11 protein-coding genes and 1 pseudogene are annotated in these 12706 nt (G+C 68.8%); 3 read left to right on the plus strand and 9 right to left on the minus strand.

Annotation, left to right across the window (positions count from 1 at the left end; translation table 11 throughout):
* The first annotated feature begins 36 nt into the window (after nucleotides 1-36).
* Nucleotides 37-768, plus strand: a complete 732-nt coding sequence (locus ACFQ4H_RS24735; protein ID WP_377574685.1) for a class F sortase — start codon at nucleotides 37-39, stop codon at nucleotides 766-768.
* 88 nt (nucleotides 769-856) lie between these two features.
* Here the strand turns inward: ACFQ4H_RS24735 and ACFQ4H_RS24740 are convergent, their stop codons facing one another.
* The 4 genes from ACFQ4H_RS24740 to ACFQ4H_RS24755 form a co-directional block, all read right to left on the minus strand.
* Nucleotides 857-1189: an antibiotic biosynthesis monooxygenase family protein gene (locus ACFQ4H_RS24740; protein ID WP_377574687.1), complete on the minus strand. Its 333-nt coding sequence runs from the start codon at nucleotides 1187-1189 to the stop codon at nucleotides 857-859.
* A gap of 430 nt (nucleotides 1190-1619) precedes the next feature.
* On the minus strand, nucleotides 1620-1934 hold the full coding sequence (locus ACFQ4H_RS24745; protein ID WP_377574690.1) for a hypothetical protein: 315 nt from the start codon (nucleotides 1932-1934) through the stop codon (nucleotides 1620-1622).
* A 222-nt stretch (nucleotides 1935-2156) separates the two neighbouring features.
* Entirely contained in the window at nucleotides 2157-2960 is an 804-nt protein-coding gene (locus ACFQ4H_RS24750) for an exodeoxyribonuclease III (RefSeq protein ID WP_377574693.1), read from the minus strand.
* A 118-nt stretch (nucleotides 2961-3078) separates the two neighbouring features.
* Nucleotides 3079-3999 carry a proteasome assembly chaperone family protein gene (locus ACFQ4H_RS24755; protein WP_377574696.1) on the minus strand — a complete coding sequence of 307 codons (921 nt, stop codon included), beginning with the start codon at nucleotides 3997-3999 and terminating at the stop codon, nucleotides 3079-3081.
* A gap of 584 nt (nucleotides 4000-4583) precedes the next feature.
* Here ACFQ4H_RS24755 and ACFQ4H_RS24760 point away from each other — a divergent pair.
* Together ACFQ4H_RS24760 and ACFQ4H_RS24765 are read left to right on the plus strand one after the other, a co-directional pair.
* Complete coding sequence (locus ACFQ4H_RS24760) at nucleotides 4584-5408, plus strand: peptidase M23 (protein ID WP_449289031.1); 825 nt, start codon at nucleotides 4584-4586, stop codon at nucleotides 5406-5408.
* Between the two features lie 119 nt (nucleotides 5409-5527).
* The gene (locus ACFQ4H_RS24765) at nucleotides 5528-6406 is read left to right on the plus strand and encodes an EcsC family protein (RefSeq protein ID WP_377574702.1); all 879 of its coding nucleotides are present in this window, start codon (nucleotides 5528-5530) and stop codon (nucleotides 6404-6406) included.
* An 81-nt stretch (nucleotides 6407-6487) separates the two neighbouring features.
* Here ACFQ4H_RS24765 and ACFQ4H_RS24770 read toward each other — a convergent pair whose 3' ends face one another.
* The 5 genes and pseudogenes from ACFQ4H_RS24770 to ACFQ4H_RS24790 form a co-directional block, all read right to left on the minus strand.
* Nucleotides 6488-7351 (minus strand): GDSL-type esterase/lipase family protein, encoded by an 864-nt coding sequence (locus tag ACFQ4H_RS24770; protein WP_377574704.1) that lies wholly within the window; start codon nucleotides 7349-7351, stop codon nucleotides 6488-6490.
* Nucleotides 7352-7488: 137 nt separating this feature from the next.
* The gene (locus ACFQ4H_RS24775) at nucleotides 7489-9588 is read right to left on the minus strand and encodes a hypothetical protein (protein WP_377574707.1); all 2100 of its coding nucleotides are present in this window, start codon (nucleotides 9586-9588) and stop codon (nucleotides 7489-7491) included.
* A gap of 33 nt (nucleotides 9589-9621) precedes the next feature.
* Nucleotides 9622-11016, minus strand: coding sequence for an alkaline phosphatase family protein (locus ACFQ4H_RS24780; protein WP_377574710.1), 1395 nt, complete (start codon nucleotides 11014-11016; stop codon nucleotides 9622-9624).
* A 210-nt stretch (nucleotides 11017-11226) separates the two neighbouring features.
* The gene (locus tag ACFQ4H_RS24785; protein ID WP_377574712.1) at nucleotides 11227-12153 is read right to left on the minus strand and encodes an NAD-dependent epimerase/dehydratase family protein; all 927 of its coding nucleotides are present in this window, start codon (nucleotides 12151-12153) and stop codon (nucleotides 11227-11229) included.
* Nucleotides 12150-12706: pseudogene (locus ACFQ4H_RS24790) on the minus strand (cytochrome P450); the annotation flags it as partial. The pseudogene ACFQ4H_RS24790 and the gene ACFQ4H_RS24785, both read right to left, overlap by 4 nt.

Consider the following 12706-nt stretch of genomic DNA (forward strand, 5'->3'; position numbering starts at 1 on the left):
TCGGCCATGGTCCGCGCGTCAGCCGGGAACGGTCCGATGTCCCGTCGCTCTCCGCGAGTCAGCCGTGCCAGCCGGAACGGCGGGCAGCGCCGGTTGGTGGACAGCGGGCAGCGTACGCCCAGCCATCGCTCACGGTCGCCGGTAGCGCGACGTGGCCGACGGCGCTGGAGCGGGGTCCTGGCCGTCGTCCTGGTGCTGGCCGGGGTGTTCGCTGTCGGGGCCGGACTCGGCCAGTCGGGAAACTCGCCACTGGGTTGGCTACGGTTGGGTCAGCGACCGCCACCGTGGGACTTTCCGGTGCTGGAGCCGAGCCGACCGGTCCGGATCGTGGTCAAGTCGATCAAGGTGAACGCGCCGGTGCACCAGGTCGGTCTTGCCGCCGACGGCTCCATCGCGGTGCCCGCGCTCGAACGGCACAACGAGACCGGCTGGTACGACCGTGGCCCGACCCCGGGCCAGTTCGGCCCGGCGATCATCGTCGGCCATGCGGACACCCGTACCGGTCCGTCGGTCTTCCACAATCTGAGCAAACTGCGTCCCGGGGCCCGGGTGGAGGTGACGCGGGCGGATCAGTCGGTGGCGGTCTTCGAGGTCAACTCGGTTGAGCGGTTCGACAAGTCGGGACTCCCGGCCGACCGGGTCTACGGCGATTTTGCGCGGCCGGGACTTCGCCTGATCACCTGCGGTGGCCAGTGGGTCGGCGGCAGCATCGGGTACGCGGACAACGTGGTCGCCTTCGCCTCGCTGATCAAGTCGCGTGGCGCGTGACGCGTCACACGGCGCGTGGTGCGACGTGACGTGCGTGGCCCGAAGCGGCGTGTCCGACGGGAAGGGGTGCCCGCCTCGCGGTGTCCGTCTACGGTGCGGGTGGCCCGACGTGCTGGACGACCTCGAACTCCAGCAGACTGGCGCGCGAGGCGACCGGCTTCGGCCGGGCACCCTCGCCAGCTTCTCCGCCATGGGCGTGTGCCTGCCGAGCGGGTCCCTGAGCCCAGGCCTGGTACGCCTCCTCGCTCTCCCAGCGGGTGTAGACGTAGTACCGGCTTTCGCCGGCTACCGGCCGGAGCAGTTCGAATCCGAGAAAGCCGGGCGAGTTCTCGACCGCGCCCTGCCGGGCGGCGAAGCGGCGTTCCAGCTCCTCGCCGGCTCCGGGTGGTACCTCGATCGCGTTGATCTTTACGACTGCCATGCCCTCACCTTAGATCAGCGGCATCGGGCGGTCGGCCGCTCCAGGCAGGAGACAGGAGAGCGGTGTTCCAGAGAACGAGAACCGTCCCGGGACCATCGCCGGGGCACAACGGCAACGAAGCCCAGGGCGGGCCGGTCCAGGGTTACCGAGACGCGGTGCGTCTGGAAGCGGGCTGTGCCGGGGGACGCCGAGGAGGCGAGGCGGCTGGTCGAGCCCCACGTGGCGAGCTGCTGGATCGAACCCCTCGGGGTTGTGCTGTAGCAGAAAGGCTGATTCGAGTAATCGAGTTGGGGCCCCGCCCGGCGTACTCGGCCTGCCGGCGGTCTCCGGCCGACATCGGTCGGCGCGGCGCGCTGCAGCAGTATCGCGCCTCGCCAAACAATCAGGTCTGGTCGGGCAATGCGTCAGCAACTGCGATGAAGGCCGATTCCTACGACATGTCAAACGTCGCTACGGCTATGGCCCGCAACCGGCCGTAGTATGCCCGCTCTTGGTGGCCGACCAGGATCGGTAGGACGCGGTCAAGATCGGCTATGCGACGGGTGGTAAGAGTCCTCTGGCGTCTTCCGTCCAGGCTGCCTCGATTACCCAGCCAGGTGCTGACGCAGCCCGCGAGGTCGGCGTCGAGCATCACCATGTCGATGCCAAGCAGGTCTACGCCCCTCAGGTGTTCCGGGAAGTCAGCCTGCAAATGGGCTTCCCACAGCCGCACCACGGCTTCGAGTTCTTCGCTCTCTGTCCGCATCTCCCGATGATTCCAGCTGCGGTAGCGTCGCCTAATCGTTGTCGCTTTTTCCAAGATCGGATTTGAGTGCCTGACCAGGCGGTGGCTGGCCTTAGCCAGGCCTCAGCCTGTTGCCCTGAGCATCCTGATGAGCTGGGCGCACAGGCGGGGCAGCTCGACAGCCCCGCAGTTGGCTCCCTGACCACAACCCCCAACAGGTAAAGGGACCTCGATTACCCGACCCTAGGCCTCCCGCGGGCCGACCGGGACGGCAAGTTCGGCGTCGACCACGATCGGCGCATGGTCGGAAGGACCCTTGCCCTTGCGGGCCTCGCGGTCGACATAGGCCGACTGCACCGCGTCGGTGAAGGAGCTGCTTGCGTACACCAGGTCGATCCGCATGCCCTTGTTCTGATGGAACATGCCGGCCCGGTAGTCCCAGTAGGTGAAGGGATGGGGGCCCTTCATCGGTCTGGGGATGACGTCCAGCAGGCCCAGGGCGCGTAGGTCGGCCAGCGCCTGCCGCTCCAGTTCGGTGACGTGCGTCGATCCGATGAACAGGGTGGGATCCCACACGTCGGCGTCGGTCGGGGCGACGTTGAAGTCGCCGCACACCGCCAGCGGCATCCCCGAGCGCAGCTGGTCGCGAAGCGCCTCCCGCAGGGCCGCCAGCCAGGCCAGCTTGTACTCGTAGTGGGGCGAATCCAGGGACCGACCGTTCGGCACGTACACCGACCAGACGCGCAGGCCGGCGCAGGTTGCGGAGATGGCCCGGGCCTCCGGTTCGGGGAAGCCCGGTTCGCCGGGAAAGCCCACCATGACGTCCGTCAGGCCGATCCGGGACAGCACGGCCACCCCGTTCCAGCGGCCGTCGCTGTGGCTGGCGACCGAGTAGCCCAGCTCGCCCACCTCAGCTACCGGGAATGCGCCATCCGGGCATTTCGTCTCCTGTAGGCAGAGCACGTCCGGGCGGGTGGCGGCCAACCAGTCCAGCAGCCGGGGCAGCCGGGCCTTCACCGAGTTGACGTTCCAGGTCGCCAGGCGCATGTGCCCAGCCTGCCGCACGACAACGGATGGTGCCAGGCGCGCCGCGCCGAACCAGGCCACCGTCGCGCCGCACCGGGCCTGGCCGGGTACGCGGTGCGCGCGGCCAGGCCCCGGCCGGTCACCGACCCGGTTGGTCCCCGGGACGGCCCTGCTCGGCGAGGAAGCGTTCCAGCTCTGCTCCGAGTTCGTCGGCGGTAGGCAGTGGTCCGGACTGGGTGGCCAGGAGGTTGGGTTCGCCCCGGCCCCGGGCAAACGCGTCGTACTGCTCCTCCAGCGCCTGGACGAGCGCGCCCGCCTCGTTGGTTTGGGCCACCTGCCGATCGATGTCGGTACGGACGAGTTCCGCCGCGGACCGCAGTCCCTCGTTGGGCAGTAGGAGTCCGGTGGTACGGGAGATCGACGACAGCAGTAGCTCTGCCGCAGCCGGGTATTCGCTCTGTGCGACGTAGTGCGGAACATGCACCGCGAAGCCCAACGCGTCCCGGCCCTGCTGGCCCAGCCGGTATTCCAGCAGGTGCCCGGCGCTGGCCGGCACCTGAACCCGTTGCAGCCAGGGTTCGTAGCCGGCGATCAGGTCCCGGCGGGTGGCGTGTGCGGTGACCCCGGTGGGGCGGGTGTGCGGCACCGCCATCGGAATCGCGTTCAGCCCGGCGGTGAGGCGTACGTCCAGGCGGCGGATCAGTTCGATCACCGACGCGACGAACCGCTCCCACTGAAGATCGGGTTCCGGGCCGGTGAGCAGGAGGAACGGTGTGCCCGCGTCGTCGTGCAGCAGATGAAGCTCAAGCTGGGGTTCCTCGTACCTCTCCCAGTGGTCCTCGACGAACGTCATGACGGGCCGGCGGGACCGGTAGTCGACCAGTTGATCGACGTCGAAGGTGGCGATCAGGCGTCCTTCAAGCGTGGACAGCAGGTGCTCACGAGCCAGCCGGGTCGCGCTGCCGGCGTCGACGAAGCCGGTCAGCGCCTGGATCAGTACCGGCTGACCCAGGTCGGGCAGGTCGTCGGTGAGCTCGTAGAGCTCGTTCGGATCGAGCACCGGTCAAGACCTCCTCAACGGAATGCGTCGAGACGTGTCCGGGACAGACAGCGCCTCGATGTAGCAAACGCCCCCGACATCCTTCCGCATTCCATCCCGCCCGGCTGTCGTCCCCGGGACGAAGATCACTACTTGGACTGGGTCGGTTGGCCGGTGGCCGTGGGCCGGGCGTCCCCACAGGCATTGACCGAACGGTGGATGGTGACACTGGGTGATCATTTTCCCGTTGATTAGAAAGTAAATGCCTGCTTGGTCCGCCATAGGTGCGATAACCGAATTGCCAGTCTTGCTCTGGTTGGGTGGTGCGCTCAGCGCCTGTGAGCTGCTGACCGATTAATCAGTCAGCAATTGTGGCGAGCGCCACAAAATGACTCTATGTAGTTTCGGGGGTGGCTGTTTAGCCTCGTCGAATGCGTGACGACGACAGATTTGACGACGAGTACGCCGCCGCTACCCCCACTGTCCGAACGGATGATGTCCCCTCATCCGGGTCGGTTGACGAGGAGCCGGGCAGCGCCTCCCGGTTGACGGACCGGATCGCCGTACTGGCGACGCGGTCCAGGCGCGGGTTCGCCGGTCTGCGGATGGCCTCCCGGGCCCGCATCACCGAGCTGGCCTCCGCGGAGTCCCGGATCAGGGTCCGCGAGACACTGGGTCGGCGTGGTTCCGCCCGACTGACCGTGGCCACCGGGGTCATCGTCTGCCTCGGTCTCGCCGTATTCGCCGAGACCCCCACCGGTACGGCTGAAGCCACAGCCACCATCGACCCGGTCGCCGTACAGCAGCGGGCCCTGGCCGACCAGGCCGCTTCCCGGGCGACCAGGAGCGCCGACGAGGCGAAAACCGCTGAGAGCGCACCGCAGGACGAGGCCGGAACCGCCACCGCCGAGCCGGTGCCACCTGCCGAGCCGGTTGCGCCGGCTGAGCCTGAGCCGCCGGCGGAACCCGCGCCGCCGGTCGATCCCGGCCCGGTTGCCGGGCTGTCCCTTGCCCAGATGAACAACGCGAAGGCGATCGTGCGGACCGGACGTGACATGGGCATGCCGCGTCGGGCCCTGGTCATCGCGGTGGCCACCGCCATGCAGGAGAGCAACCTGCTCAACCTGGCCAGTGGCGTACTGCCGGAGTCGATGAACTACCCGAACCAGGGCGTCGGTTGGGACCACGACTCGGTTGGGCTGTTCCAGCAGCGGAGCAGCACCGGCTGGGGCCCGGTGGGCAAGCTGATGGACCCGGCGTACGCGACCACCCGGTTCCTCGAGGCACTCATGCAGGTGCCCGGCTGGCAGTGGATGCGGCTCACCGAGGCGGCGCAGGCAGTGCAGGTCTCGGCATTCCCGGAGCACTACGCCAAGCACGAGGGCCGGGCGACCATCGTGGTCGACGCCATCGTGCCTGGTTGGAAGTGATCGCCCCGGGCGATCGATGAGGGGTTGATCCGGCCCGCCAGAATGGATCGGCCAGGCCGGTGCGTCGACACCGGCCTGGCCGTACACCTGGCAACCCGTCTCATCCCTCGGAGCATTCCTTGACCGATCCGGTCCCGACCACCGGTGAGAGTGCCGACCCGGTCCCGCCTGCCGGCCGCGCGGCACCGGCTTCCGTCCCGACCGTGGACGGGGCCAACGACGATGCTCCCGACGACATCGCCGATGGAGACGTCGCCGAAGGAGACGTTCTCGACGACAGCGCACCCGACATCGACATGGCGGCCGATCCGCCGAGGCGGCTCTGGGAGCAGATGAAGGGCGACCCGCAGTACGCCCCGGAGTATCTCGCCCTGGAAGCGGTCCGGCGGTTGGGACCCGAGGCCCGCAACTGGGTCGCCCGCAATCGTGCGCAGTTCCCGGGCATCCCCCCGGAAGGCCTGGCGCAACTGGCAGCGAAGAAGTTCATCACCCGCGCCCGCCTCTCCGGTGCGGTGTCCGGTGCGGCCGGTCTGCCCGGCGCGATCGTCGACGTCGGAGTCCTGGCCTGGACCCAGGCCCGGATGGTGCTGCACATCGCCGCCGCGTACGGCCGCGACCCGGCGCATGTGGACCGGGCGACCGATCTGCTCGTGCTACAGGGCATCCACAAGGTCGCCGAGACAGCCCGGCTGGCTCTCGGGGTGGCAGCGGGACGGGAGCGGGCCGCCAAACTACTACGGCAGTCAGGCAGTCCGTTGCAGCAGACGATGCTGCGACTCGGCGTCAAGCTCGCCAAGATGGCGGGGGTCCGGGCCGCGAAGCGGGCGTTCGCCAAGGTGGTGCCGGGTGCGGCGATCATTCTGGGCACCTGGGCCAACTCCTCGGCGACCAAGGACCTGGCCAGCCGGGCACAGACCCTCTACCGGCCGGCGGCACCGTACGGGCCACCAGCGCTGTACGGCACGCCCGGAGGGTATGCGCCGCCGGCGATCCGGTAGACCAGCGGCGGACCCGGGTGGAGGTGAAGACCGGGAACCCGGTCGGGCATTACGGATCGGGTGGCCGACCGGCTACGCGGATCAGCCGACCCGATCGGCAAAGCCGGACTTCGCCCAGGTCACCTCGGCGAGCTTGCTCTGCCCGGCGGCGTTCGGGTGGAAGTAGTCGAGGCTGTTGAGCATGTCCAGGGTGAACCGGGCCTGGTGCGCGGCACCGCCGTCGTAGCGGCAGCGGGAACCGTACGCCCGGCAGGCAGCGGAGAGTTGGTCGTTGTAGGCGGCGATCCGGGCCCGGAACTCCGCCCGCCGACGGACATCGGCCTCGGCCGTCGAGGTCGGGTTGGCCAGCAGCGCCGGGCAGATGCCGCGCCCCCACGCCCGGGTCACCCGCTCCTCGGGGTGCCCGATCTCCCACAGCCGGTAGAGGTTCGGGATGCTCACCACCAGCACCCTGGCGCGTGGCCGCCCCTGCTTCAGGGTCGACAGTGCCCGGTCGACGCCGGACCGGAAGTCGGCGACGCTGGTCATCGCGTCGATCCGGCTGCGGCACGCGTCGTTGGCACCGATCAGGACGGTGACGTAGTCCACCTTGGCCCGTACGGCGGCTGCGGCCTGTTCGGAAAGTGCCGCCACCCGTGCCCCGGACGACGCCTGGTTGTGGGTGTTGCCGTCGATGGCCGGGTTGGCGGCAAGCAGCCGTCGATAGTGGCTCTCCACCCGTTGTCCGTCACCGGTGGACCACGAGTTACGGCGGCAGGCGGCCAGCACCAGACAGGAGCCGAACCCGTTGGTGATGGAGTCGCCGAGCGCGGCCATGGCGGACGGCAGGCCGGGGCGTGGTGAGTTGGGCGGAGGCGTGGGCTCCCCGATCCCGCCGCCACCCTCGCAGGCCAGCGCGAAGATGGCGAGAACGGCGGTGACGGCGACCGTCCAGCGTCGGGTCATGCGTCCCCCTGCGATTGCGGAGAGCTACGGTATCGAAACTGTACGCCGCTTCACCGTGATGGCGACAGCGGTCGATGATGCCACTTGGAAACTGCCCGGAATGGCAGCTCGGTGGGTGTCCGGCCAACCGGGACGGGTCATGCCGGTACGTCGTCGCGATCGGTCCGGTCACCGCTCTCGCGATTCCAGACAAGTTGCGCGGCGTACCTGCCGAAGATCAGCTCGACCACCCGGCGGGTCAGGTTCTGGACGGCACGTCCGAGTGGACGGACGACGTCGGAAAGGGTGACCTCCATGTCCGCCACACAGGCATGGCGGAAGTAGAGGTAGCCGAAGCTGGCCAGCGCGAGGGCGAGCCCGGCGCTGACTCCGGTTTCGGTCGAGGACAGGATGCCGAAGATGAGGCCGGTGCTGACCGCGCCGGTGACGGCGACCAGCGGGGCGGAGAGTCTTCGACGTGACGTTCTGGCGGAGTCGGCAGCGCCGGAGCCGTAGGACCGGACGACCGCGTACTGGATCGTGGTGCCGAGCAGCAGCGCCAGCCCGAGAAGCGATGCGTGCCCCTCGGGGGCCACCACGGCGACGGTGCCCAGCGCGCAGGCGGTGGTGATCAGCGAGGCGATGTTCCAGATGGTCATCCCGGCGACGGGTTCGAGGAACCGCTGGTGACGCAGCGACTCCTGCTGGCCGGGGTCGAGGGCCATGTGGTTGACGTACTCGATCTCGCCGGGCGCGATGAGACGTGCCTGGACACCCAGCGGTCCGAGGTGGGTCATCTTCAACAGGGTCCGGCTGCACCTGTCGCTCGGCACCCGGTCCGTTGTCGGGACCACCTGGGTGCTGACACTGAGCGCCCACGCCATGGTGACGGACATGACGCCGAAGGCCAGCATGGCCAGGACCGGCAGGACGATCGCCAGCGCGCCGAACTGACCGAGGCCGCCCAGGGCGAATCCGATCCATGCGCGTAGCGCATATCCGAGTCCGACGACCAGGTAGATGGCCAGTTTTCCGGGGGACAGGAGGGTCGTCGGCGTACCGGTGGAGACGGACACCCGCTCCCGTAGCGCCTCGTAGATCGTCGCCTGTACGGCCAGGGCCGCGATCGCCACCAGGAGGATCCGGTCCGGACCGGAGGGCAGTATGCGCAGCGATATCCACACCGCGAGACCGACCCGTACGACTATGGAGAGGATCGCCCACCGGACCCAGGACGGCTTGACCGGCCAGGGAAACCTGTTCCTCCTCTTGTAGGACGAGTATTCGTCGTCTATTCCGATGCCGCGTAGGTCGTTGGCGACATAGCGCCCCTGATAGACGACGAACTCGAAGACGGCCGCCACCACCAGCGCCGTCACCAGTTGACGTCCGCCGAGGGAATCGCTGAGCAGCGCGGCCAGGAGCCAGGAGAATGGAACTATCCAGAAACGGACCAGCAGTTCATGTGGTCTGGGTACGAACAGGTAGGCCCTGATCGATCTCGTGATGCGCGTCGGGGTGGTCCTGGCTCCGGGAAGCTGTTCCGTGTCGTGGACCGCCCAGGAGAAGGGCATCGTGGCGTCCTTCCACAGCGTCCGTGAACCGAAACTGCCCAGCCAGGTGATGCGTATGATCACCGCGGTAATGAATGCGTAGACGAACAGCATCGTTATCTGGAGGTCTATCGGCCGGGCGATCCACAGACTCAGTCCGGTGGTGAAGGCGTAGAGCGAAGCGACCGATACGTAGAGCAGGAGCAGGGTGAGGCGGTAGCGGGGACGGCCCCGACGCTGACCGAAGAGTCCCACCGAGAGATGGCCGTACGCGGGCAGCCGGATCGGGTAACCCTCGGCAAAGGAGATCGAGGGCGCGTTGGTCACCCGCATCAGCTCTGCCTCCACCGCACGTGTGTAGTACATCCGGAGGGTCTTCGCGTTTCCCATGTCGGCGAAGAGCAGCATGGTCGCGAACGGGGCCAGCGGTAGGAAGGCGTACAGCGGTGCCCAGGTGCGCGGGGTGCAGGTGAAGGACGGGAGGTTGCAGGAGTCGAGCAGAAAGGCGCCGAAGGCGGCGGTGAGTGTGACGGCGACGGCCAGGAGGCCCGTGCTCGTCTGGTCGAGGCGGTCGAATGTGCCACGCAGGGACTGGTAGTCGGCGGCCAGCGCCTCCAGATACTTCTGCTCCTCCGTTGTCCCTGTCTTCGCTTTTGGCTTCGGCTTCGGGTTCGGCTGCGGTGCGATTTCCGGGGGCGTCTCCATGTCTCGCTACCTCGATGCAGTTTGCGTCACGAATCAGGAAGGTCCGTCGAGCAGCGGCAGGATGCCGCAGAATCTGAGCAGGTCGCGTGACCGGACGGGACCGTTCGGCATCTCGCCGGCCCGGGCTTCCGCGCGTTGCACGATGGCCGAGACGAGCACCTCGTCGGCCAGCGGGCCGCCGTGGCTGCCCCGGTGGAACCCGAACCGCCAGGCCGGTCGGGGGCCGGTCGTGAAGTAGCGGTTCGGCTGCGCGAACGCCAGTATCGGCGCTGACCGGCCGGGAACGATCGAGCTGAGGTACTGGGCGACGAAGTCCGGGTACGGCTGGTCCAACCGTGGCGTGTCGAGGTCGATGGTTCCGCTCTCGTCGAGAGCCAGACGGAGTGGATCGGACCCGCTGGTCACCGTGTAGTGCGCGTCGGTCTTCCCGTCCTGCCACTCGAGGCGGGCCGTACCGTCGGCGGAGGCCACGAGATGTGACGAGTCGGTCAACTGTCCGACGACGAGCCCGAACTCGCCGCATCCGCTCATCGCCTCGATCAACTCACCGGCGCCCCGGGGTCCCAGGTGATCGGGCGGATAGACGTGGAGCGAGGAGCCACCGCTGGTGAGGGCCACGACATCGTCGGGCGCGGTGGGGCCGAGTGCCACCACGGGATTCACCCGTACGTCCCAGGTGGGCGCCACGTCCCGCAACGCATTCTGCACGCGTTGCAGCGGAGTGGACGTCAGTGACCTTCGATGGCCATGGTCCGGCACCAGTACGAGTGAGGTCCGCTGGCGTACGCCCAGCTTCTGTAGTTCGTCCAGCAGTTCGCCGACCGCGGTCGAGACGGTCCGCATTTCCCGGGCCACCTCGACCGAGTCCGGGCCGAAGCGATGTGCTGCCGTATCGCCTGCCGGAAGCCAGCAGACATGTAGTCCCCAGGGGGTCCGGCGGAGTTGGCTGGTCATCCTGCGGAGTAGTCGCAGGGAGTTCTGGGTGGCGAGCCTGGTGACACTGCTCGCCCCTCTGGTGACCAGGGTCTGTGTGGCGGTGCTGTCCGGGTAGTACTCGAACACCGTTGCGGTGTCCGGTGTCAGATCGGAATTGAGTCGACGGACGGCCCGGGTCTGGTAGTTGACGACCTGTCGACTGACGGGATGCATCCACAGATGCGCGGGAATCCCGTGTCTTCTCGGCGGCTGTCCGGTCAGCAGTGTCGCGTGTGAAGCGAGACTCACGGATGGGATAACAGAAATCACGTCATGAATGAGCTCTCCTCCTTGCCCCAGCCAATCGGCGAGTTCAGGCAACATTCCTTCGTCGAGCAGACTTCTGAATGTGGAGCGTGTCCATCCGTCAACGATGATAACGATGGCGAGTGATGGAGGTTGCCATCCGGGCGAGGTTCGCGCGGTACGCCGGCTGGACCTGGGAGCGGGCATCCGACGATGGTATCGAGGGTCGTCGACATGCGTTGACCGGATTGTCGATCATGACGGGTCCGATTGATGATCACGCTGAACGGCTGAACCGGAACAATCGGTTTGGTGGGGGATAGCGCAATTTGAGATTAGGTAACCGATCGGCTGGAATGGCGAAGGCTCTGTCACCGGGCACTCTGGTCACCGGGCATTCTGGTCACCGGGCTCTGGTCACCGGGCAGCGGCCAGGTCGGTCAGGAAATCGCTGAAACAGCGGCGGGGCTGGAAGCCCTCGGCCCGTGCCCTGGTGGTGTCCAGGACCACGCCGTGGGCAAGCTGGTCGACCGCGTACCGGGTCAGGCTGGGCGGCCCTGCCCAGGGCAGTCGGGAGCGGGCCGTGGCCAGCGCGGCTGCCGCAACGGCCAGGCCAACCGGCACGTGCGTCACCCGCGCCGTCCGTCCGGTCGCCGTCAGGGCCGCCCGGGCCACCGCATCCCGGGAGTACGGCTGCTCGTCGGCGATGTTGTAGGCGCCCGCCGGCCAGGCGACCGCGGCCAGGCAGGCGTCGGCGAGGTTCTCCACAGCGGTCAGGGACAGCGACACATCCGGGCCGGGCAGGAGCAGACGCTCACCCCGCACCGCCGCCAACAGCCGGGGCAGCAGATGTGGATCACCCGGCCCGTAGACCGCCCGGGGACGCAACACCACGGCCCCCGCCGCCAGCGCCAGTCGCTCGCCGGCCGCCTTGGTACGTCCGTACCCGGTCAACTGGCCGCCGATCGGATGGTCCTCGGCGATCCGGTCCCGGCGTACCCGGGGATCGTAGACGCTGGCGCTGCTCACCCAGACCACCGGCCGCGTTCCGGCGGCCTCCATCAGCCGGGCGGTGCCGGTCACGTTGACCGCCTCGAAGGTGCGGTCGGCGGCCCGGCCCGGTGCCGGGTCGCCGACCGCGGCAGCCAGATGTACGACCAGGTCGGTCCCGGCGAGGTCGGGGGGCGCCAGCGTGGCGTCCCAGAAGACGTGCCGGCCGACCGGCCCCAGCCGTCGACCCAGGCAGGTCACCTCGGCCCCGGCGGCTGCCGCAGCGCGGGCCACCGCCGCTCCGCAGAAGCCACTCGCCCCGGTGACCGCCACCCGTACCCCGGCGAGGTTCATGCGGTTGCCCGGATCGACAGGGTGGCCCAACCCGGCAGGGCGGCCCGCCGCTCCGCCCGGGCCCGCACCACGACCGGCAGGTACGCGGCCAGGGCAGCCAGGGTGTCCGACAGTTGCGCCCGAGCCAACCGGGCACCCGGGCAGGCATGCGACCCGGCACCGAAGACCAACTGGGCGACCCTGGCCGGGGCCGGGGAGACACAGTTCGGGTCCGACCGGTGCGCGTCGGCGGCATGCCGGGCGACCAGGGCCAGCCGGTCACCGGGCCGCACCGGGCAGCCGGCGAGCCGACCCGGGCCGGCGGCGACCCGGGGCAGGATCGGACTCGGGGCGGAGACCCGGAGCAGTTCGGAGACGATCAGCACCCGGGTGTCCGGGTCGGCGGCGTACTCCCACAGCCGGCCGTCGGCACACCACGCGACGGCCCGGGGCAGCGCGGCCACGGTGGTGTTCACGGCGGCGACGGCCAGCATGCCGGCCAACCCGGTCCCGTCGCCGGAAACCCACAGCAGGTCGGTCAGCCGGGTGGCGGCGATCCGGGCGGCGCGCGCCC

The sequence above is a fragment of the Micromonospora sonneratiae genome, assembly GCF_042679305.1.
Classification (GTDB): Bacteria; Actinomycetota; Actinomycetes; order Mycobacteriales; family Micromonosporaceae; genus Micromonospora_H; species Micromonospora_H sonneratiae.

Coding starts and splice junctions, on each gene's coding strand:
- ACFQ4H_RS24745 (WP_377574690.1), bottom strand. CDS start 1,934: ATGCGGACAGAGAGCGAAGAACTCGAAGCCGTGGTGCGGCTGTGGGAA.
- ACFQ4H_RS24740 (WP_377574687.1), bottom strand. CDS start 1,189: ATGGCAGTCGTAAAGATCAACGCGATCGAGGTACCACCCGGAGCCGGC.
- ACFQ4H_RS24770 (WP_377574704.1), bottom strand. CDS start 7,351: ATGACCCGACGCTGGACGGTCGCCGTCACCGCCGTTCTCGCCATCTTC.
- ACFQ4H_RS24775 (WP_377574707.1), bottom strand. CDS start 9,588: ATGGAGACGCCCCCGGAAATCGCACCGCAGCCGAACCCGAAGCCGAAG.
- ACFQ4H_RS24760 (WP_449289031.1), top strand. CDS start 4,584: ATGGCCTCCCGGGCCCGCATCACCGAGCTGGCCTCCGCGGAGTCCCGG.
- ACFQ4H_RS24735 (WP_377574685.1), top strand. CDS start 37: ATGTCCCGTCGCTCTCCGCGAGTCAGCCGTGCCAGCCGGAACGGCGGG.
- ACFQ4H_RS24750 (WP_377574693.1), bottom strand. CDS start 2,960: ATGCGCCTGGCGACCTGGAACGTCAACTCGGTGAAGGCCCGGCTGCCC.
- ACFQ4H_RS24785 (WP_377574712.1), bottom strand. CDS start 12,153: ATGAACCTCGCCGGGGTACGGGTGGCGGTCACCGGGGCGAGTGGCTTC.
- ACFQ4H_RS24780 (WP_377574710.1), bottom strand. CDS start 11,016: ATGCCCGCTCCCAGGTCCAGCCGGCGTACCGCGCGAACCTCGCCCGGA.